Raw genomic sequence first — 21,604 nt, forward strand, 5'->3', positions numbered from 1 at the left:
CAGCACGTGCGTCCAGTCCCGCCGCCAGGAGCGGTGTCCAGCTCGATCCGCGAGGCCGTGCTCTCGTATGTCGACACCGCTTATTGGCTTCGCGACGCCGGCGTCATGGCAGAACGTCGTCGCCTGCTCGCCGCACCCGGAACCCTTTTCCAGGACGTGCAGCTCGAGCCGGTCCTGCCGTACCCCGGAACCGAGCACGGCCTCGAGACCTGCGCCGCCGTCGGGTTGACCCCGGAAGAGTCCGAGCTGCTCCTCAAGAGCGTCTTCGGGCTGGCCGACGTTTCCAGCCTTATGCTGCGCCAGCACCAAGCAGACGCGTTGCGCATCTCGCTCCTGGGCGGTGACGACGTCCGTCACCCCGTCGTCACGTCGGGGACCGGTTCGGGCAAGACGGAGGCGTTCTTGCTGCCCGTGGTGGCTCGGCTGCTGATGGAGGCGCGCGGCTGGGCCCCGGGTGCCCCCACGGACCAGTGGTGGGCGTCCTCTCCCCTGCGATGGACGCCGTCGCGCCGCTCGTCGCGTGAAGCCGCCCTGCGGACGATCGTCCTCTACCCGATGAACGCTCTGGTGGAGGACCAGATCGCCCGGCTCCGCAAGACGTTGCGGAGGCTGCGGGACCTCGGGGGACCCGAGCTGTGGTTCGGGCGCTACACCGGGGCGTCTCCCGGCGGGTCGGTGATGCCAGAACGAGGCCGGCACACCAAGCTCGACGAGGTCGCACGCGAGCTCACCGCGATGGCGAGCGAGGCCGAGCGCCTCGTCGGCGCGGACGAGGACCTGACGGCACAGGTCTCCGACCCCCGCGCCGTGGAGATGGTGGCCCGCTGGGACATGGTGGCTGCGCCGCCCGACATCCTGGTGACGAACTACTCGATGCTCAACGTCATGCTCATGCGCGACCTCGAGCAGCCGGTCTTCGACAGGACTCGAGCCTGGCTGGCGGAGGACCTGGGCCGCCAGCTCACCTTGGTCGTCGACGAGCTGCACCTGTATCGCGGCACCCAGGGCGCCGAGGTGTCGATGATCGTCCGCAACCTCTGCGACCGACTCGGTCTCGGACCCGACAGTGCTCAGCTGAGGGTCATTGCCACCAGCGCATCGCTCGACGAGCACCAGTCGGGCTACTTGGAGCGGTTCTTCGGCCTGCCGCGCAGCCGGTTCACGACGGTAGCGGGCTTGCAGAGGCAGCCCCGTGCTCTGCTCCCGGTGACGCCCGGTGACGTAGCCGACCAGGTCGCCCACGGAGAGCTGCAGGGGCTCGACGACGCAGTCGCCGCTGCCTGCCACCACAGTGGCTCGCCGCTGACGCTGCGCGCCACTCCCGTGCCGGTGGTGGCCTCGAACCTCTTCGGGGGACCCGGCTACGAGGCCCTCCTCGACGACGTCCTCACTGCGCTCGGCGGGACGCCCTCACCCGGCCAGATCCCCTTCCGTGCACACGTGCTGTTGCGGTCCATGCGTGGGATCTGGGCGTGTTGCGACCCCCTGTGCAGCGCAGTCAGTCGTTCGTCCTCGTCGCAGGTCGGCAAGCTGTTCTCCAGGCCGCGTCACTTCTGCGACTGCGGGGCCAGGGTCCTCGAGCTGTTGTACTGCGACCACTGCGGCGATCTCGGACTGGGCGGCCACGTCGTGGCGAGGAACGGCGCGGACGGGGTCTACCTGGCGTCGACCCCGACCCAGGCCACCGACGCGAGCGGCAGGCTGGTGTTCAGGCGCAGCGTCGACACCTATGTCTGGTATCGGCCTGGCGCCGTCCACAGCGCCAAGACCTGGGAGCATCCCGGGCCGGGGGACGCCAAGATCAAGCTGACCTTCAACAAGGTCGAGCTGCACCCCCGCCTCGGGTACGTCGACCTCGGCGCCGGAAGCAGCGCCACGGGGCTGACGCTGGGCTACAGCGGGTGCCCGAGCGGCTGGTCCCCGCCTTCGCTCCCGTCGCTGTGTCCCTCGTGCGGCCACAAGGACGTGCAGCAGCGCTTCCGGTACGGCGTCGTGCGCTCCCCCATTCGTGCCCACACCCAAGGCATCGATCAAGCGACGCAGTTGCTGGTCTCGGAGGTCGTCCGGTCGGTGTCGGCCACCACGATGCCGGAGAAGACCATCGTGTTCACGGACAGCAGGGACGACGCGGCCACGACGGCGATGGGTCTTGCCGAGAACAGTTTCGCCGATCTCGTGCGTCAGCTGGTGCGCCGGTCGTTGGAGCGTGAAGACGACACGGTCCGCCTCCTCCGCGACGGGGCTTTCCCTGGGGGGTTACCTCCCAGCGACATGGCCCGGTACGACCAGCTTCGTCAGCAGCACCCGGAGGTCGCCTTCGCGTACCTCTACCGGGCAGGAGGCCTCGCCCGTGCGGAGCACGACGAGGTGGTCCGCCAGTTCGAGGCGTCGCGCGTGGGGAACCGGTCCACCCCGTGGCCCGACCTCGTCGAGCAGCTGACCCAAGACCTCGTCCGCCTCGGAGTCCCGCCCGGTGGGCAGCGTGCAGCCCTCACGGAGCTCGAGGACGGCAAGCCGTGGAACCGCGCGTTCGATCCCCCCGAGGCTGGCGAGTGGGACCCGTTGCCGCCCGGACCGGTCAAGCAGAAGTACTTGGCGCTCTACAGGCGGTACCTCGTCATGGCGCTGGGCGACGCCCTGCTCGGGGGCAGGGGGCGGGACCTCGAGGCCACGCTCGTGGCCCATCTCGACCTCGTGGGTGGTGACGATATCGGCGAAGACTTGCGCCCCGTCGTCAGGTCCGTGCTGCGCATCCTCGGCCTCAGCGACCGATGGATTCCGGGCCATGCGCCGCGGAAGAAGGACTTGCCTAGCCGTGCGACGGACTTCATCGCCCGGGTCGCGACCAGGAGGGGCATGGACGAAGGGCAGCTGGCCACGGCCGTCTGGTCGGCGCTGCAGCCGCTGCTCGCGGAGCGGTCGTTGGAGCTCGACCGCCTCGACCTGCCGCTTGCCCTGACGGCTCACGGGGGCAAGGTCTGGGTGTGCTCCCGCTGCGCCACCCGCCACCTCCATGATTCGTGCGGAGTGTGCGTACGCGCAAAGTGCACGGGCGAGCTCCTGGTGCACGACCTGGCTCCGCTCGCGGCCGGGGACTACTACGCGCGGCTCAGCGCGCACGAGCCCGCGAGGTTGGCTGTCGCCGAGCTCACCGGTCAGACCAGTCCGCCGTCGTTGGCCAGGTCCCGGCAGCGCCGCTTCCGAGGGGCGCTGCTCCCGGCACCGGAGGAGAACCCCAGGACGTCACCAATCGACGTGCTCAGCGTGACGACCACGATGGAGGTGGGGGTCGACATCGGGTCGCTCAGCGCGACGGTCATGGGCAACATGCCACCGCAGCGCTTCAACTACCAGCAGCGGGTGGGCCGGGCCGGCCGGGCCGGCCAGCCCTTCTCCTACGCTGCGACCCTGTGCCGCGACCGCTCGCACGACGACTACTACTTCAGCGATGCCCACCGCATCACGGGCGATCCGCCCCCGCAGCCGTTCCTCGACACCGCTCGGGAGACGATCTTGCGCCGGGTGGCAAGTGCTGAGGTGATGCGACAGGCGATGCGGGGCCTAGCTGAACCTCCGCCCTCACGTGGCAGCGTGCACGGGTCGTTCGGGCGGACCGACGAGTGGCCCTCCCGACGGTCGGGTATCGAGTCCTTCCTTCGGGGATCACCCGAGGTCGATCGGGTCGTGGAACGCCTTGCGGTACACACGGGCCTCTCCGGTGTGCAGGTCCGAGGCATCGCCTCATGGATCCGGAACGAGCTCGTCCCGACCGTCAACTCCGTGACGACCGACCCGTTGTTCACCCAGTGGGAGCTGTCGGAGCGGCTTGCCAATGCAGGGGTGCTGCCCATGTTCGGGTTCCCCACCCGAGTCCGGGAGCTCTACTACCCAGGGAGCGGAGGTGGGAAGGCCGAGGAGATCTCCCAGCGCCCCCTCAATCAGGCGGTATCCGTGTTCTCCCCGGGCTCGCTGGTGACGAGAGACGGTTGGGTCTACACCGTCGACGGCTTCGCTGACTACAAGCGGGGCGGCAGGTCGCGTGACCCGCTGGAGGCGAGCGTCGTCATCGAGCGCTGCGTCGAGTGCAGCTACGCGGTGAGCGGCTCCGAGATGGACCCGGGGTCCTGCCCGGTGTGCGGAGGATCGCTCCGGCGATCACGGATGTGGCAGCCGGCCGGGTTCCGCGCGTCCCCGGAGCGGAGCGACCGCCGGACCGAGGAGCACGTGTCCACCAGCGCGTCACGTCCCGTGCTGGGCTGGGTCGAGGCACCAGAGAATCCGACGAGGGTCGAGTGCATGGACGTCTGGGTCATCGACCAGGGCACGCTCCTCACGGTGAACGACAACGCCGGCAACCTCTTCGCCACCGAGCGGCAGCCCGACGGCAGTCACGTCGTGGTGGACGGCCCCGCAGGGCCCGGCCCCCGGGGCGCCATCGGTGACATCCGGGTAACCGACGCTCTGCTCGTCCTCCCCCGGGGGATCGGGCTCGCAGACGGTGTCGTCGCCACCGCGTCGCACAGGTGCGCCAACGGACTGGCGGCCCTGCAGTCGTTCGGCGAGGCCCTGCGGCGCGGGGTGCAGGCCGAGCTCGACATCGATCCGGGAGAGATCACCGTGGGCCTGCAAGGTCGTCGGGTCGCCGACGTCGTCACGGCCAACGTGTACGTGGCCGACATGCTCGAGAACGGGGCGGGGTACGCTTCTGAGCTCGGTCGACCCGAACGGCTCTCGGCCGTCGTCACCAAGATCACCGACGAACTAGGCGCCTCGTGGCTCGCGCTCGACCATGCGGACTGCGACTCATCGTGTCCTGACTGCCTCCGCTCCTACGACAACCGTCACCTGCACCCCGCCCTGGACTGGCGGCTGGCTCTCGACGTCGCCGAGCTGGTGCTGGGCCGGCCGCTGGTCGAGTCGCGCTGGATGGGTCTCGCGGAGGCCACCGCCGCCTCCTTCATCCGGGACTTCGGCGACGCACTGTCCACGCCGAGGGTGGAGGTGACGGAGGGGCTCGTCGTCGTCCTCAGCGGGAGCCGCGCAGTAGTGCTCACGCACCCGTTGTGGCGTCTCGACCCAGCCGGTTGGAACGGTGCACAGGCGGCGTGCAACCGCCGGCTGGCCGACGCGGGCGTGTCCGTCTCGATGAAGGACGTGAGGTCGGTCCGGGCGTACCCCGAGAGCCTTTACCAGCTGCTGGTCTGATCAGGGCGTCGGAGGCTAGGCATCGGGGGTGTCGCGTCGGCGCGCCGCGAACAACGCCTCGTACTGCTCCCGCTGCTTCGCGTAGAGGTTCGGCGGTTGTGAGACGGCGAAGTGCGCGAACCATGCGGGGAAAGCCGTGTAGAACCCCTCCGCCTTAGCCCCGAGCAGGAGCTCGCGAACGGCGACCGGGTCGAACGAGTGTGCCCGGTTGTTGGCCACCATGGGTACGTCGACCATCGCCGACGCGGGCACCACGTAGATGCCGGGGAGGAGGCTGGCGGGTCCGAGGGCGAGCTCAGCGCCCTGGGCGACACCGGCGAGCGGCCCGAGACCGGCGCGACCGTGGGCGTACTCGCGATCGAGCCACAGGTCGCGCTCGCCGATCCCCGGGCCGCCGAGGATGGGCCATAGGTCGTGGAATCCCAGGGACGTCCACTCGTCAGACCGCCACACCCGCTCGACCAGCAGCGTCCCCGGGTCCGACTGCCTGGCCAGGACGAGGGAACACGCTCCAGGCGCCTCGCGGCCAGCGATGGCCCTGCAACCGAGTGAACCGACAAGGGTCCCGCTCCGCGGTTCCGGCTCGCCGGACAAGCGGGGAGCGGCTAGTACGTCAGCGGACGCCGACCAGTCGAGGGCTCCGCAGCCGGAGTACACCATCACGATCGGGTGCTCGGCTGTGAACGTGCGGTACTCGGGCTTGGGCACGTAGCCCCTGGACGAACCAAGCCGGTCGCCAGCGGTCCACCAGACGGAGATGTTCGCGCTCAGGCTCTCCTTGTGGCTGAGGCGCAACCCGTCCACGCCGTAGTCCCACACCTCCTTGCCCGTCCTGCGCTCCAGTGCGACCGCAGGGTGGTTCTCGCGCACGAACATGCCGAGGGCGTCGAAGAAGAGGTCCTCGAGCAGGGCGGCCGACGCCATGTTGTAGTTGTCCTGCCGGAACTGTCGCTGTCCGGCCGCAAGCGGCAGCAGGTAGTCCGAACGCTCGAGCATCTCGCTGACCAGGTCGACGAACCGGCCGATGCGCAGGGCCTCCCGCGACGGCTCTGAGATCACTCCATCCACCGGTCGAACCTACCGTTCGCGCCGGTAAGCCGAGCGGGAATGGCGCGCCGCCCAGGATGGTTCGGCTCCCGGGGGCACGATGTGGATGGCGGCTTCGCGCGACGCCCAAACGGGGGTAAGCTTCGAACATGAGCTCGACGGCCACCTTCACCTTCGCCGACCTCTTCGCGGGGGTCGGTGGATTCCACGCCGCCTTGCACGCAGCCGGCGGAACGTGGGCCTTCGCTAGCGAGATCGATCGCGCAGCGGCAGCGGTCTACGACCACAACTGGCTGCGTCCCCTGCGGGAAGCCGCTGCGGAGCTGCCAGCCGGCGTGGACCGGTTCGCAGTGAGCGGGGACATCGTGGAGCTGACCGATCCGAGCGTCGCCGTGCCGCACGCCGACGTCCTGGCCGGGGGCTTCCCGTGCCAGCCGTTCTCCAAGAGCGGTTTTCAACGGGGGATGGACGAGACAAGAGGCACGCTGTTCTGGAACATCGCCCGGATCCTCGCCGAGCCCGCCGTGCGTCCGTCCGTGGTGCTCCTGGAGAACGTGCGCAACCTCGCCGGCCCCCGGCACAGGGACACGACCTTCCGCACGATCGTCCGGACCCTTCGCGAACTCGGGTACCGCACGGCCGACGCGCCGGCGGTCTTCTCGCCCCACCTGCTCCCGCGTGAGCTCGGGGGACGCCCACAGGTGCGCGAGCGGGTGTTCATCCTGGCCCACCACGTGGGGACGGACGTGTCGATGGACCCCTCGACCCGTGACGACCCGATCGTGTCGACCCGCGGCCTCGCGTTCGATTGGTCGAAGGAACGGTGGGACCTTGCCGCCGACCTGCCGTTGCAGCTGGATGCCGAGGTGCCCGACAAGTACTCCCTCGAGTCTGCCGAACTGAAGATGATCCAGACCTGGGACTCCCTCCTGACCGAGGTGGCGGCCAGCCTGGAGCCGGGGGAGCGGTTGCCGGGCTTCCCCATCTGGTACGACGCGTTCAAGCCCGTCGCCGATGCCGAGGACGAGATCGAGGCCGCGGCGCTGATGGGCGACCCCATTCCGCGCTGGAAGCAGGACTTCCTTCGCAAGAACGCCGCCTTCTACGAGCGTCACCGAGGGGTGATCGACCGGTTCGCGCCGATCCTCGACTCCTTCCCGCCGTCCCGTCGGAAGTTCGAGTGGCAGGCGGGTGAGCACCGTCCCCTCGGGGACACGATCATGCACTTCCGCCCATCCGGAATCCGCGCAAAGCGTCCCGACTACGTCCCTGCGCTGGTCGCGATCACACAGACGTCCATCCTCGGCGAACGGCGTCGTCTCACGCCGCGTGAAGCGGCGCGGCTACAAGGTCTGCCCGACTGGTTCGAGTTCTCGCAGAGCTCGCCCGACACCGGTGTCTCGGTCCCGCAGACAGACGCTGCGTCGTACAAGCAGATGGGCAACGGCGTGAACGTCGGGGCGGCCTACTACGTGTTCCGCGAGTACGTGAACCGGCACCGGCACGAGATCCCGGCCCACATCGTGGCCGCGGTCGATGCGTCGCCGACGAACCCGGACGTTCGACTCGCGCGCCCCGTCACCCGCTAGAACCCAGCGGCCTTGCGGTGGGCCTCGAGGGAGCTCGCTGCCGGCCGGTCCGCCGGCTCGGCCGGGAGTCTCAATGGCGCCTCGTGGAGCTCTTGGCCGAACTTCCTGCTGCGGATCTCGGGATGCGCCACGAGGGTCCATGCCGAGGTGTCCACTGCGATGAGCCGGAGATCGAACAGGGAGTGCAGGTCGGCCCGCAGGAGGATGCCGTTCGAGGTCTCGGTCGTGCCCCCGTCGGCGTGGGCAACGATGTGGGCCGCTTCCAACGTCTCCGGGACGTCGGTGTCCGTGACCGCGCAGCGCCCGCCGTAGGCGGCGAGGAGCCGTGCGCGGAAGGCAGGCTGGCCCATCCGCAACCGGATGCGTTGGAGGGACCACCGCGGCTCGGGCAGCTGCCCGCCGACCAGCGACTGCAGGGGATCGTCCGTCGCCGCGGGTCGGTGCTCCGAGGTGAGCAGACCGGACGTGTGGAGCAAGCCCCACAGGTCTTCAAAGGCCTCCCGTCGGACGTTGCCGCCAGCCTTCTTGCCGGGGACGTCCGAGCTGTGCCGGTCGGCGACCCACGTCCCGCCGACGGCCTGGATGATGGCCCGCATCGACCGGATGCGCTCGCCGGGGTAGTCAATGCCCAGCAGGTCGCACATGGCGTGGAACCATGCGAGATCGACCGTGTCACCGGTCGAGTGCCACGGGCCGGCCTTGCCTCGGATACTGGGGATGCCGAGGGCATCGGTGATGTGGACGGGCCACTCGGTCTTCTTCAGCTTCGGTGTGTCTGGCAACGTTCCCCCGTCAACAGATGCGGTCGAGGTATGCAGTCTCGACGGCGTCTGCTGCGGCGGCAACCGGCTCGTGCTCCCAGACTCGGAGGATCTCCCAGCCAGCGGCGCGCAGCTCGCGGTCGGTGTCGCGGTCCCGCTCCTTGTTCCGCTGGACCTTCCAGCGCCACCACTCGGCGTTGCCCTTCGGGGCGTGGTGGTGTTGCGGGCATCCGTGCCAGAAGCAGCCGTCGACGTAGACGGCCAGCCGGACCCGCGTGAACGCGGTGTCGATGGTGCGGCGGTTGTTGCCCGGGACCTTGACCTGGACGCGATAACGCAGTCCACGGCGGTGCAGCTCACGACGGAGCCCGAGCTCCGGCGCCGTGTCCCGGCGGGCGAGGGTGGACATCTTGCGGCTCAGCGCCTCGCCCGGGCTCGTGCGCGCCGGCTCGGCACCGGGGCTCCCGTCACCGCTCACCCTGCAAGGGAAGCACGGTGGGCTGACGTGGTCGCGGCAGGTGGGACGGCTCGCTGGACCGCCCCCGCTGGCGTGTCCGCCGACGACGCCGGTCCGGTCCTTCGGTGGAGGCGTACCGAACTTCGACGCGGTGCGCCGCGAGCACGTCCTGCAGGGGCTCGACAAGCACGACGCCGTGGGGGTTGACACGTTCCGCGACCGCTGCGGGTTCCGTGCAGCCCGCGAGCACGTCCTCCGCCACGAGGGATACGACTCGAAGTCTTCCTCGGTGTCGCGAGCCGGAGCATGCAGCGTCGGACCCGGCGCGGGTGAGGTGTGCTCGTTCTGTCACTACGAGACCCCCGCCTCAGGGGCCGCGCGACTGCGAACAAGACCCGTTCCCCGCGAGATGTAACAGCCGACGAGCTCGTCCAGCCCCTGACGCGACGGCCCCGTCGTGGCCGCGAGCGGTTACCCGAGTCCCGCCGTAGAGGGGCTTGACTGCCGTGCGGCGTCGTGATCCACGCGAGGCAGATTCGGGCGCAGGGGCCGCACTACAGAGTTGATTAGGTCCAATGCCCGACGCACGGGGACCCGCGGTGATAGGACAACGCTATGAACGCTTCGACGGAAGCCGCCCCGGCCACGCTTGTCGAGGTAGAGGGCTGTCCTGGACTGGCGCTCCTCTTCGCTGACGGGCCGGTTGCCGGCATCGACCTGGTACCCCAGGTGCTTCTTCCAGCCGGGGCCGCGCGCTCTGCGACCAACGCGGTCAGTGCACTCTCGGGCGCTGGAAGCGTCGTCGCCCAGGCCAGCCAGGCGACAGCTGGACTCCAGGGTCTGGTCCGGCTCACGCCAGAGACACTGAAGGCGCTGCAGACGGCGACGCCCTTGACCAATGCGGCAGGGGCCAACCTCGGCACCCTCGTCAATACCTCGGGGAAGTTCGCCCACTCCGTCCAGTGGGTCCCGGCAGGGACCGCAGGCGCCGTCACTGTGGCTGCCTCGTTGGGGCCTGCCATTGCGCTGCTCATGATCCAGATGCAGCTCGCCAGCATCACTCGTCTTGTGCGGGAGAACATCGAGCTGACCGACGAGCTGCTGCAGACGGTCAGACGCGAACAGTGGGCGAGCGTTGATGGGCTCCAAGGCGCGATGCACAAGGCCATCGAGGAGGCCGGACACGTCGGACTGGTGACCGGACACATCTGGGAGAACGTGGCGGGTCACGAAGCAGAGTTGCGCGCGAGCCGCGCACTCTTCCGCGCCAACGTGATGAATCACGCGATGGCGCTCGCCGCCAGGAAGGATGCCCGAGGTCGAGCGGACTACCTGACGCACCACGCGGAAGCCATAGTCACTGATGCGCAGGCAATGCTCCGGGCGCAGGCTGCGTGGTTCACTTATCAAGCAATCAGGGCTAGCCGTGTGCACGCCGATCCCAACGAACCCGACTCCCTGGTCGAGAAGATCGTGACCGACGCCCGCGCAGAGCACGACCGCGAGCTGGACGCTGTGGACACGCTGCTCCGCCAGCTTCATCGGGAGTGCTCGGTGCTCGCCGATCTTCCTGGGAAGAGGACGATCCCCTTCACCAAGGCTCGCCGCGATGCGAAGAACGTTGCCCGTGTTTCAGGTGCGTTGAGGAACCAGGTCGGCGCGCTGCGCGAGTCGGTGCGCGCCCAGGAACCGCCGGTTCCGCAGCCCGCGATCGTCGCGTTCGCGGGTGCGCCACCGGAGCACCTGACGAAGGTTGTCCGCTGGCACCTCGACGACGAGGACCTCCTCGCGATCGCCGGGACGAAGGTCAAGTGGTCTGGCCGGTCCTGGACGCACTACCTGGCGGTGACTGACAAGCGGCTGCTCGTCCTGGCGAAAGAAGACTTCGAGCGGTACGGCGAGATCAACCGGTCGGTCAGCCTCGATGCCGTCCGCTACGTGCGGTACCAACCTGAGGCAACACGCAAGAAGGCGCAGTTGACGGTGGTTACCCCAGACGACAACTTGCCGTACGACCTCGAGATCGGGGACTCGGCCCAGGAATCAGCCGCACGGATGCTTGCGGACCTGTTGGGCAGCCACATGAACCTCCCGCAGAGCGAGATTCCAGACTCCCCGATCGTAGGCCCGTCGTTGGCCGTCCCACCTGCTGACGGTGGATCCTCGACGGGTGTCACGGCGCGAGGCACGGAGGATTGAAGGGTGGAAGCGCCGGCCGGAGGAGAACGCGTCTGTGGCGGCACCAGGTGACGAGCCGATGCGGCCTCGTGCGGTCCGCGGATCTCGCGGACTACGAGAGCGACGCGTCGGTACCACGCGCACGCCAACACGGTCAACGAGCGGTACGGGGCGCGTGTCGCGGTGAAGATCGACAAGTGGCTGTGCTGCTGGGGACCCCTCTTGGTACGACGCGACTCAGCCGAGGCGCCCGCGGTAGTCGTCGAACGTCTTGATCTCCGGGGCCCGCGTCGCAACCTGCGTCCACTCCTCGCCCCCTGCGAACTGCGTGCGGTTGCCGTTCGCGAAGGGCTGCGTCACCCGCTGGAGCAGCGCCTCGAGGTCACGGATGGTGACTAGGTCCTCCGCCTCGAAGCTCTACCCCCCGCTCCATCTGCAGCACGCCGTCGTCGTCCGTCTCGTCGTCAGACGGCATGTCGAAGGCGAACCACGAGAAGCGCGACCAGCCGGCGCCGTGACTGTCTGCCGTATGATTTTGCAACCGCCCGCCCAGTCCCTGGCTCCCGGAAGCCAGCCCGACGAAATAGACCCCACTTCGTTGTAGAGCACGTAGACGCCACGCGCCGTCCGGAAGTCGGCGACCCGGAGAGTGCCAGCGTTGTTGTCGCGACGGCCGGGCAGACGCCACCCGCGGGAGGCGAAGTCGACAAGATCGCGGTCTCAGAACTGGCCGTACGCACCGATGATCACGTTCGTCGCTCCTCGTTCGCCTGGACAGGAACCTCTTGTCGCCACAGTAGGTGAAGGGCAAGGACTCGCCGGTCCGTTCAGGGGCCGGCGGGTCCCGTCGTCGCCCGGGTCGCAGCTCCCTCGCCGTTGTACGCCGGACGAGCCCGCGCGCTACACAGCGGTCGACTGCAGGACGGACGCCCATCTGTATGTCCGCGCCCGCCCGGCGCCATCTGAACGTGTGGTGCATCGCCAGGAACGGGTTGTGGTCTCTCACCACGACCGCGTCTCGAACCAGGTTGTGGATTGCTGGCTCAAGGTTCTCGGGCGGCAATCGGCTCACAGTGCGGATCGAATCCTCGTCCGTCCGCACCCTGTGACGTCCAGCGCGGTGCCGCCGCGATAGAAGTCATCGTCCTCGATGCGCACCGACAACCCGTTGACCTAGATCCGTTGCGCGACGAACACCCTTCGAGCAGCCTGAGCAGCCGCCGTACCCACCCGGTCACTACGAGCGGCGCCGTACGCAACGGACGCCACGGGCACGCCGAGCACCCCGGAGATGACGTCGACGACGTCCCCCTCCACCGCCTCGACCACGGGCCGCACGCCGAGCAGCGCCCGTGTCAACCGCTCCTGGTGCTCCAAGTCCTCCAGATCCCCGAGCGGCAGCGACGCGTACCCCCGGGCCACCCCGACCCGCCCCCCGGCAGCCTCGACCACATCGACGTGGCTCACCGCCACCCGATCGAGCCCCCCACTCACCCGGCAGACGCGCGCGGCGTACTCGAGGAGCACGAGGTCGAGGTGGCCGACGCGCCAGGAGCCCTGGTACTCGCCGTACCCGTTGTGGGGCTCGGGCAGGAACACGGCCAGGGCCGGGTCCTCCGTCGGGAACGGCCCCGCACCGTGCCGCGTGGCGTAAGCCCGCGTCGAACCCCAGACCTCGCCCCGCTCCAGCCCGGCCTCCGCCAACAGACGCTGCGCCGGCAAAGGTGTCACGGTCGACCACGTCGTGTGCGGGTGGAAGCCGCGCCACTCGTCGAGCAGCACGCCCTGCGACCCCTCGAACACCAGCGAGCCGCGCTCGGCGGCCGACCGCAGGTAGGCGGCGTCCGGCACGATCGCCACCGCGGCGCCGAACTCCAGCAGGTCGACCGCCATCTCCCGCACGCTCGGCACCTCGTGGGTGCCCTGCGCCAGGAGCGGCGCGTAGAAGTCGACCAGCGCCATCAGCTTCGTGCGCAGCCCGGCCGGGTCGAGGCAGTCGCGCACCCGGACGGCGGCGTGGCCGGCGGTCTCGGGGAGGGCGTACCACTGCGTCTCCCCGATCCCGAGCCCGCACGAGCCGTGCCGGCCGTCGCCGCGCAGGTCCTCGCGGGTGCGGTTCGCGGCGCGGTGCACCGGCGTCACCACGAGGGCGTCGGGGCTGACGGCGACGAGGCCGAGAGGATCCTCGACCCCGAGCGCCGCCAGCTCCTCCGCCTCCACCGCGAGCGCCTGCGGGCTCACCAGCACGTGCCGGCTCAGGTAGGACGCCACCCCCGCGAGCGTCCCCGACCCGAACTGCCGGAACGTGTGGTGCAGCCCGTCGACGACGACGTTGTGCGCCGCCTGCGCGCCGCCCGAGAACCGCACGACCGCGCTCACCCCGCCCTGCGCGCACAGGTGGTCGATGGTGGCGCCCTTGGCCTCGTCGCCGAACCCGAGGCCGACGACGATGCGGTGCGGCTGTGCCATGACGGATCTCCTCTCAGTGCAGCTCAGAACAGCTCAGACCGGGTCAAGCCAGGTCGTCGGGTGCGTCGAGGTCGCAGGCGAGCGCGGCGGGGAGGGTCGTCGTACCGGCCCCACCCGAGCCTCCGCGGGCGCCGACCGTGGCGAGCGCCCGACCGACCGCGGGGCCGCTGGCGCTGCCGACCTCGCGCAGGTCCTCGAGCCCCTCGTCGAGGTCGATGGCGTCCTCGAGCAGGCCGACGGTCAGCGCGATGAGGTCGCAGACCGCCGCCGGGTCCTCCAGGCGCAGCAGCCGCTCGCCGAGCACGTCGGCCCAGTAGCCGTTGACCTTCGGGTTGTCGAAGTGCGTCGTCTGCTTCGGCAGCACGAAGAACACCTCCCAGCGCTCCTGCACCTCGCGCCACAGCGCCGCGCTGTCGAGGTCGCGGGGGAGCCGGTCGCCGATGAGGTCGCGGACGTAGCGCGCCCGCAGCCTCGGCTTGCCCATCTCGTCGCCGATGACGAACAGGTAGCCCTTCTTGCCGCGCTTCTCCCACGCGTCGGTGGCGGTGTGGCGGGCCATGAAGTACGCCGCCAGCTCGTAGGACTCGCTCAGCTGCCCGCCGCCGTTGCCCTCGAGGAAGATCGAGCGCAGCTGCTCGTCCATCCGGTTGTCGGACTCGAACTGGCCCACCTGCAGCGGCACGTAGTCGGTGTCCGCGTCGCCGAGCGCGCCGAACATGATCTGCGGGTCCTCGGCGTACCCCTTGCGCTGCAGCAGCCCGTGCAGCTTGGCCAGCTCCGCCTGCATCTGCCGCGGCACCGTGCCCATCGAGCCGGTCACGTCGAAGAACACCGCGATCGGCGTGCTGTTGGGGTGCTCGACCGAGTCGCGCGACTCGCGCACGCCGACGTCCTTCGGGTCCAGCGTCGGGTGCGCCCGCCACTGCGACGCCGGCCGGCGCCGCACGTCGTCGCTGTAGCCGAAGTCCGCCGCCCCGCTGCGCCGGCGGAACGTCGCCGCCGCTCGGTAGCTCTCGTCGCTCCACGCTCCGTTGCCCATGGCTGTCTCCTTCTCTCGTCTCTTGTTCGTGTCGTCGGTGGTGGGTTGGTCGGTGGGTCGCGGCTCAGACCGCGACGGCGAAGGGGCGGAACCGCCGGGCGCCGTAGAGGCGGTCCAGCAGGTCGTCGTACTCCTCCAGCAGGTCCGCGGCCCGCGGCCGCATGGCCGGCGCCGCCTGCATGCAGCCCTCCGCGAACCGGCGCTGCGCCCGCTCCTCGGGTCGCAGCAGCGCGAGGCCGAGGGCGCCGAGCATGAAGAGGTCGCTCGCGGGGGTGAGTACGCCGGTGCTCGCCTCGGGCGGGTACGCCGCGGCCTGCGACGCCACGCGCCCCTCGGCCGGGCGCCCGGGCCGGGTCGCGAACGACCAGCCGGCCAGCACGACGCCGTGCTCGCGCGGGTGGATGAGCACGTTCTCCGGGAGGAGCGCGCCGTGCACGAGGCCCGCCGCGTGGGCGCCGGCCAGCGCGCGCAGCAGACGCCGCTGCATCCACGCCCAGTCGCGGCCGTCGAGCCCCTCAGGTGCGGCCTGCTGCACCTGGGCCAGCGAGTAGAACCCGTCCGCACGGCCCAGCGAGCCCAGCACGTTCGCCTCGCGGCGCTCGGTGGGGGAACCGACGGTGGCGGTGTCGAGCAGGCGCGGGAAGTACGGCGCCAGCCACCCGTTGCCGGGCTGGTCGGTGAAGGTCCGCAGCGCCTGCAGGGCGTCGCGCTCGTTGCGGACGAACCGCGACGAGGCCGGGCGCCGGGCGATCTTCACGACCGCGTCCTGGCCGGGTACGGCGTGCACGTTGGCGACCGTGCCCCGGGCGAGCAGCGGGCCGGCGGCGTAGGTGCCGCGGCGGCCCTGGAGCGCGTCCGTCGTGTCTCCGTCGGCCTCGCGTCCCCACGCCTCGTGGAGCTCGGTCGCCTTGGCGAAGGCGGCCGCCGCCCGGGCGCGGTCGACGCCGGGCGCCGCCGTGGCGAGGCGGTCGGGGTGGAGGTGGAACGCCAGCACGCGGAACGTACGACGCGCCCTCCGCCGCGCGCCCGCGTCGGCGCTCGGCGGGCCGAACAGGTCCGTGGCGGTCGTGGCCGCCTCGACCTGGCGGAGGAGGGTCTTGGTGTCGCTCATGACTAATAGTCTGGACGACAATTAATAGGATGGCAAGGGGTTCTGGTCAGAAAGACAAAAAAGATCCGGCGGGGCGGTGCGGGGCCTGGCGGGTCGCGGTAGGAGCGGTAGTGGATGACTACCGCTGATACCGCGACCCGGATGCGGCCCGGCAGAGCCATCTCGTCGCGGTAGGAGCGGTAGCGATCCACTACCGCTGACACCGCGACCCGGATGCGGCCCGGCGCGGCGGAGGCGTCAGTCGAGCCGCTCTACCAACGCTCGCCCCAGCTCGTGCCCGGAGCGCCACGCGGTCGCTACCCTCGGCTTCGGCCCCCACCCGTCGCCGCACACACCCACGCACCGCGGGTCCAGCAGGAACGGCTCGTCGCGCTCGCCCATCGGGCGCGCCAGCCCCCACCGCTTCACCTGCACCGCCGCGGGCTCGCCCAGCGACAGCACCGACCGCAGCGCCGCCACCATCTCCGCTCCTGCGGCGTCGGGGTCCTCGAGGTGCCGCCCAGCGAACTCCGGCGTCGAGTGCGCCACCAGCACGGGCGCGCCGTCGCCGCGGCGCTGCCCGTCGTCGGCCACGAACGACAGCACGCGGTCGCCGTTGACGAACACGCCGTCGACGTCCCAGGCGCGCTCCGGCCAGGTCGCGACGAGGGCCAGCACCGGCTCCCACTCCCGGTCCAGCCGCGCCGCCACGTCATCGAGCGACGCGTCGAGCAGCCGCCGCGCCTGCGGGTCCGGCATCGCCAGCACCACGGCCCGCGCCGGCTGGCCGTCCACGACGACCCCCGCGTCGCCGACGGCGACGGACGACACCGCGGCCCGCCGTACGTCGAGGGGCTCGGCCAGGTGCTCCACCAGCGACCGCAGCGCGCCCGCCGCGCCCCAGCGCACCGGCCCGTCCTTCGCCTCCAGCCGGCCGTCGTCGAGCGCGTGGAAGCGGCTCGTCCACTCCCGCGCCAGGCCGGCCGCGCGCCACTCCTCGGCCACGGCAGCGAAGGCGGGGTCGTCGTCGGGCACCGTGAAGTACGACGCGCCCAGGTCGACTGGGCGGTCGTCCACGCGCCGCGACGCCATCCGACCGCCGATCCGCATGCCGCGGTCGACCACGACGACTGGTACGCCGGCCTCCGTCAGCGCCCGCGCGCACGCCACCCCGGCGATGCCGGCACCGACGACGAGGACCGCGTCCTCGGGCCGGGTCACGCCGCGCCGCCGATCGCGCGTCGTACGGCGGTCGCAGCCCGGTGACCGCTCACCAGCGCGCCCTGGATCGAGGCGGTGTCGCGGTGGTCGCCGGCGACGAACACGCCGTCGCCGAGGTCGGTCGGGCGGGTCAGGGTCAACGGGGGCTCCTGGGCGGGTAGGGCGTGCGGGACCTCGTCGCGGCGCAGCAGCTCCCACCCGCGCGGGTCGCTGCCGAGCAGCTCGCCGGCGTGGTCGTGCATCGCCGCGGACGGGACGGGGCGGTCGGGGCCGAGCAGCGCCGATGCCCCGATCAGGTGCCGGCCGGGCGGCGCGTAGCTCGGCGCCGCCGCCGACATCACCGCCGCGTTGACGAGCGGCCCGTGCGGGCGGCCGCGGCCGTCGACGTGCAGCAGCCGCGCCCGGTCGCGGGGCGCCGGGGGCTCGGTCGTCGAGTACCACTCGGTGACCACCCCGTGCGACGCCGGCGCCGGTACGCCGAGCAGCGCCTCCGCGCCCGGCGCCGCGGTGGCGACGACGACGGCGCGCGCGACGTACTCACCCCCGGCGGTGCGGACCCGCGGCCCGCCGGAGCCCGTACTGCGCTCGACCGCCTCCACCTCGACACCCGTGCGGACGGGGCCGGACAGCCGCGCGGCGAGCTGGCGGGGGAGCGCCTCCATGCCGTCGCGGGGCAGCGCGGGCGTGGCCTGGAGGAACGAGCTCACGAGGAGGCGGGCGTACTGCGCCGAGCTCGCGCCCGCGTCCTCCAGCAGCACACCGGCGAGGAACCGGTCGAGCACGGTGCGCGGCAGGCCACCCACGCCGGCGGCGTCGAGGCTCGCCGCGAGCGTGGCGTCGGGCCGGGCCGCCAGGCGCCGCCCGAGCGACCCCCGCCCCGGCGTCAGCAGTGGCGCCGCCCAGCGCAGGAGGCCGAGCGTGCCCGGCACGCTGCCGGCCACCGCCCGCACCGAGGCCGGCAAGAGCCCCGGCGCGTGCCACGGGTGGCCGAGCCTGCGCACCCCGTCGGCGCCGCGCGCCGCCACGCCCGCGTCGAACGCGTGCAGGTCGAGGGCCGCGGTGTCGACCCAGCGTCGTACGGCGGGGTAGCCCGGGTTCAGCAGCTGGAAGCCGCGGTCAACCAGGTGCCCGTCGACGACGGCGGTGCGGATCCGCCCGCCCGGCGCGTCCTCGCGGTCGAGCACGACGACGTCGAGCCCGGCGCGCTCCAGCTCGTGCGCGCAGCGCAGCCCTGCGAGCCCCGCTCCGACGACCACGACGTCGGCCTCCGCCACCACAGCCATGACGACAGGATGGAGGGGCGCGCCAACCACGTGTTCCGACGTGACCGCCTCAAGTCGGAATAGCGGTGATCCTGTTCCGACTTGGCCCTCCTCCGCCCGCTCACGCGGCGCACCCGCAACCAGGTCTGGGTCGCCGCCGTCGCGGACGAGCTCGACGACCTCGGGGTGCGGATCGCCCAGCGCGCGCGGCTCGGGTGAGCTGCGCCGTACCACGCCACCCCGCTAGCCCACCGCCGCCCGCGTCACCTCGGCGTCACCTGGCGCACCCATACTGACCGGGTGGTGGACGAGAGGGCGTGGCTGCTCACGCGCACGGAGCGCGGCAACCCCGACACCGACATCGATCCCCCCGACGGCGACGTCGCCTGGTCGACGGGCAACCGGACGCTGGCCCACATCGACGGGGCGTCCTACTTCGAGGCGCTGCACCGCGTGCTCGAGGCGACCCGCGCAGGCGACCTGGTGCTCTTCACCGACTGGATGGGTGACGCCGACCTGCGCCTGACCGGCGAGCCCGGCAGCGAGGTCGTCGAGGTCATCGGTCGCGCCGAGCAGCGCGGCGTCGACGTGCGCGGGCTGGTGTGGCGCTCCCACACCGACCAGGCCGGGTTCTTCGCGAAGAACAACCGGCACCTCGGCGAGCAGCTCAGCCGCCGCGGCGCCGAGGTCTCCCTCGACATGCGCGTGCGCCCGGGCGGGTCGCACCACCAGAAGTTCGTCGTCGTGCGCCACGCCGACGACCCGTCGCGCGACGTCGCCTTCGTCGGCGGCATCGACCTGGCCCGCAACCGCCGCGACGACCAGCACCACGAGGGCGACCCGCAGGCGCGCCCGCTGACCGCGGAGTACGGCGAGCGCGCGCCGTGGCACGACGTGCAGCTCGAGCTGCGCGGTCCCGTCGTCCGTGACGTCGAGACCACCTTCCGCGAGCGCTGGGACGACCCCGCGCTCCTCACCCGGGCGCCGTGGCGGCGGGTGGCGGACGCCGTACGACGCGTCGAGACCGACCCCAGCCGCCTCCCCGCGCAGCGCCCCGCGCCCCCGCCGGTCGGCGGCGTGACCGTGCAGCTGCTCCGCGCGTACCCCCACCTCGGCCCCGGGCGCGGCTACGCGTTCGCCCGGCAGGGGGAGCGCAGCGTGGCCCGCGGCTACACCAAGGCGATCCGCCAGGCGCAGGAGCTCATCTACGTCGAGGACCAGTTCTTCTGGAGCCACCGCACGCAGCACAACGTGCCGTGGCGCCGCCGCAGCGACGACAACGAGCCGCGCGGCAACGACGTCGTCGCCGCCCTCGAGCAGCAGCTCCTCGCCCGGCCCGGGCTGCGCGTCGTCGTGGTCGTGCCCCGCCACCCCGACAAGGACGGCCTCAACCGCGCCGCGCAGCGGCTCGCGCGCCACCGGGCCCTCGCTCGCCTGTACGACGTCGCGCCGGGCCGCGTCGCGGCGTACTCGATCGAGAACCGCGCCGGCGTCCCCGTCTACGTGCACGCGAAGGTCTGCATCATCGACGACACGTGGGCCACGACCGGCTCCGACAACTTCAACCGCCGCTCCTGGACCCACGACTCCGAGCTGACCGCCGCCGTGCTCGACCCCACGCACGCGGCGACGCTGCGCCTGCGGCTAGCCGCCGAGCACCTCGGGCGCCTGCGCACCCGGCCGGCGTCCGGCGCCGACGGCACCGAGGACGCGCTGGCCACCGACGAGCTCGACGAGGTCGCCGACTGCAAGAGCGCCGAGGGGATGTTCGAGGCGTTCGTCCAGCACGCCGAGCGCCTCGACGCCTGGCACGCCGGCGGCCGGGTGGGGGAGCGCCCACCGGGGCACCTGCGCACGCTGCCGTTCCAGCAGCCGCCGCGCCGCGTGCGGCCCCTGGCCCGCTTCCTCCTCGCCGCCGTGCACGACCCCGACGGCCGCCCGCGCCAGATGCGGCGCGAGCACTCGTACTAGCCGGCGACCAGCCGCCGACCTGTCGGCAGACCCTCAGCCCACCGCGCGCCGCACGAGCTCGGTGATGCGGGCCGCGTCGTCGTCGGTGATGTCGCGCAGCGCGAAGGCGGTGGGCCACATCGTGCCGTCGTCGAGCGCGGCCGTGTCGTTGAAGCCGAGCGTGGCGTAGCGCGCCTCGAACTTCGCCGCGCCCTGGAAGAACACGACGACCTTGCCGTCGCGGGCGTAGGCGGGCATGCCGTACCAGGTCTTCGCGGCCAGCTCCGGCGCCACCTCGACGACGATGGCGTGCACCCGCTCGGCGAGTACGCGGTCGGCGTCGGGCATCGCGGCGATCGCGTCGAGGCACTTCTGCGCCTCGTCGGCCTTCTTCTTGCCCCCGCGTCCCTCGCTGCGCAGCTCGTCTGCACGCGCCCGCATCGCCTCGCGCTCGGCGTCGCTGAAGCCGCCCTGCGTCGTGTCGTCCCCGCTCATCGTCGTCTCCTCCCGTGCGCCGGCGCCCGTCGGCCGGTCGACGGGAGCGACGCTAACGACCCGGCCGCCCCGGGGCTTCTCGGATCCTGACCAGTGCGGGTCAGCACCGCACTCAGGCCACCCACTGCCCGGCGGCGAGCTCGATCCACGCGGCGAGGTCGGCGCCGCCGTCGACGGTGTAGAGCGAGAACGGCGGGCACCCCTCCCGCTGGCTCACGCCCGCGTAGGCGTGGTCGGGCGCGAACATCACGACCTCCCCGGTACGGCGGTGCGCGGCCGTCAGGTTGCCGTTCGCCTCCTTCGCGACGAGGGCGAACTCGGCGGGGTCGATCGGCACCTGCAGGTCCTCGTCCTCCCAGGCCCAGGCGTAGAGCTCCACCGCCTCGACGAACGTCCGCTCGTCGGCGGCGGACGACGCGGTCAGCACCTCGCGGTGGTTCGGGCTCCACCAGGTGTCGTCCCCGCCGTACGTGTTCTCGTGGGTGGGCGCCCCGAAGACGTTGATGATCCCGCCCCAGCTGCGCCACAGCTCCTGGTGCAGCGGCAGCACGTCGACCGGCAGCTCGCCCTGCGGCGGTCGGCACAGCCAGCCGCGGCGGCCCGCGGGCCCGTCCCAGGCCAGCAGCTCGGCGTCCTTGCTGCCCACGACGACCGGCGTCACGGTGGCGCTGGTCAGCAGCCCCGACAGCACGGGCAGGGCGTCGACGGCGCCGCGGTCCCACGCGTAGGGCTCACCCACCGTCACCGCGGTGTCGGGCCCGACGAGGCGGGGGTGGGCACGGACGTAGGTCTCCCAGTCGCTCACGGCCCGGGACCCTGCCCCGGTGCCGGCGGGGGAAAC

General features: G+C 71.6%; 15 protein-coding genes. 4 read left to right on the forward strand and 11 right to left on the reverse strand.

Going from position 1 to position 21,604, the window contains the following annotated elements; translation table 11 throughout:
* Positions 1-33 precede the first annotated feature (33 nt).
* Complete coding sequence (locus tag INN71_RS08820) at positions 34-5,205, forward strand: DEAD/DEAH box helicase (RefSeq protein WP_301800102.1); 5,172 nt, start codon at positions 34-36, stop codon at positions 5,203-5,205.
* Positions 5,206-5,220: 15 nt separating this feature from the next.
* Here the strand turns inward: INN71_RS08820 and INN71_RS08825 are convergent, their stop codons facing one another.
* Positions 5,221-6,273, reverse strand: coding sequence for a hypothetical protein (locus INN71_RS08825; protein ID WP_301800103.1), 1,053 nt, complete (start codon positions 6,271-6,273; stop codon positions 5,221-5,223).
* 128 nt (positions 6,274-6,401) lie between these two features.
* Here INN71_RS08825 and dcm point away from each other — a divergent pair, with 128 nt between their 5' ends.
* Positions 6,402-7,841, forward strand: a complete 1,440-nt coding sequence (gene dcm / locus INN71_RS08830; RefSeq protein ID WP_301800104.1) for a DNA (cytosine-5-)-methyltransferase — start codon at positions 6,402-6,404, stop codon at positions 7,839-7,841.
* Here the strand turns inward: dcm and INN71_RS08835 are convergent.
* Complete coding sequence (locus INN71_RS08835; protein ID WP_301800105.1) at positions 7,838-8,623, reverse strand: HNH endonuclease; 786 nt, start codon at positions 8,621-8,623, stop codon at positions 7,838-7,840. The genes dcm and INN71_RS08835 overlap by 4 nt on opposite strands.
* 10 nt (positions 8,624-8,633) lie before the next feature.
* The gene (locus INN71_RS08840; RefSeq protein ID WP_301800106.1) at positions 8,634-9,080 is read right to left on the reverse strand and encodes a very short patch repair endonuclease; all 447 of its coding nucleotides are present in this window, start codon (positions 9,078-9,080) and stop codon (positions 8,634-8,636) included.
* Between the two features lie 594 nt (positions 9,081-9,674).
* Here INN71_RS08840 and INN71_RS08845 point away from each other — a divergent pair.
* Positions 9,675-11,258, forward strand: coding sequence for a hypothetical protein (locus INN71_RS08845; RefSeq protein ID WP_301800107.1), 1,584 nt, complete (start codon positions 9,675-9,677; stop codon positions 11,256-11,258).
* A 216-nt stretch (positions 11,259-11,474) separates the two neighbouring features.
* On the opposite strand, the gene INN71_RS08850 is transcribed toward INN71_RS08845, so the two are convergent.
* The 6 genes from INN71_RS08850 to INN71_RS08875 form a co-directional block, all read right to left on the reverse strand.
* Positions 11,475-11,597 (reverse strand): hypothetical protein, encoded by a 123-nt coding sequence (locus tag INN71_RS08850; RefSeq protein WP_301800108.1) that lies wholly within the window; start codon positions 11,595-11,597, stop codon positions 11,475-11,477.
* An 813-nt stretch (positions 11,598-12,410) separates the two neighbouring features.
* On the reverse strand, positions 12,411-13,706 hold the full coding sequence (locus INN71_RS08855; RefSeq protein WP_301800109.1) for an adenylosuccinate synthetase: 1,296 nt from the start codon (positions 13,704-13,706) through the stop codon (positions 12,411-12,413).
* A 43-nt stretch (positions 13,707-13,749) separates the two neighbouring features.
* Complete coding sequence (locus tag INN71_RS08860; RefSeq protein ID WP_301800110.1) at positions 13,750-14,745, reverse strand: hypothetical protein; 996 nt, start codon at positions 14,743-14,745, stop codon at positions 13,750-13,752.
* A 64-nt stretch (positions 14,746-14,809) separates the two neighbouring features.
* Entirely contained in the window at positions 14,810-15,856 is a 1,047-nt protein-coding gene (locus tag INN71_RS08865; protein WP_301800111.1) for a hypothetical protein, read from the reverse strand.
* A 237-nt stretch (positions 15,857-16,093) separates the two neighbouring features.
* Positions 16,094-17,056, reverse strand: a complete 963-nt coding sequence (locus INN71_RS08870; RefSeq protein ID WP_301800112.1) for an NAD(P)/FAD-dependent oxidoreductase — start codon at positions 17,054-17,056, stop codon at positions 16,094-16,096.
* The gene (locus tag INN71_RS08875; protein ID WP_301800113.1) at positions 17,053-18,339 is read right to left on the reverse strand and encodes an FAD-dependent oxidoreductase; all 1,287 of its coding nucleotides are present in this window, start codon (positions 18,337-18,339) and stop codon (positions 17,053-17,055) included. The genes INN71_RS08870 and INN71_RS08875 overlap by 4 nt, the downstream gene beginning before the upstream one ends.
* Positions 18,340-18,618: 279 nt before the next feature.
* Between INN71_RS08875 and INN71_RS08880 the strand changes: the two genes are divergently transcribed.
* A complete protein-coding gene (locus tag INN71_RS08880) occupies positions 18,619-20,289 on the forward strand; it encodes a phospholipase D family protein (protein WP_301800114.1) in 1,671 nt (556 codons plus the stop codon).
* Between the two features lie 33 nt (positions 20,290-20,322).
* On the opposite strand, the gene INN71_RS08885 is transcribed toward INN71_RS08880, so the two are convergent.
* On the reverse strand, positions 20,323-20,763 hold the full coding sequence (locus INN71_RS08885; RefSeq protein ID WP_301800115.1) for an iron chaperone: 441 nt from the start codon (positions 20,761-20,763) through the stop codon (positions 20,323-20,325).
* A gap of 112 nt (positions 20,764-20,875) precedes the next feature.
* Positions 20,876-21,568 carry a hypothetical protein gene (locus INN71_RS08890; RefSeq protein ID WP_301800116.1) on the reverse strand — a complete coding sequence of 231 codons (693 nt, stop codon included), beginning with the start codon at positions 21,566-21,568 and terminating at the stop codon, positions 20,876-20,878.
* Between the last annotated feature and the right edge of the window lie 36 nt (positions 21,569-21,604).

Source organism: Nocardioides sp. ChNu-153, from assembly GCF_030466625.1.
Classification (GTDB): Bacteria; Actinomycetota; Actinomycetes; order Propionibacteriales; family Nocardioidaceae; genus Nocardioides.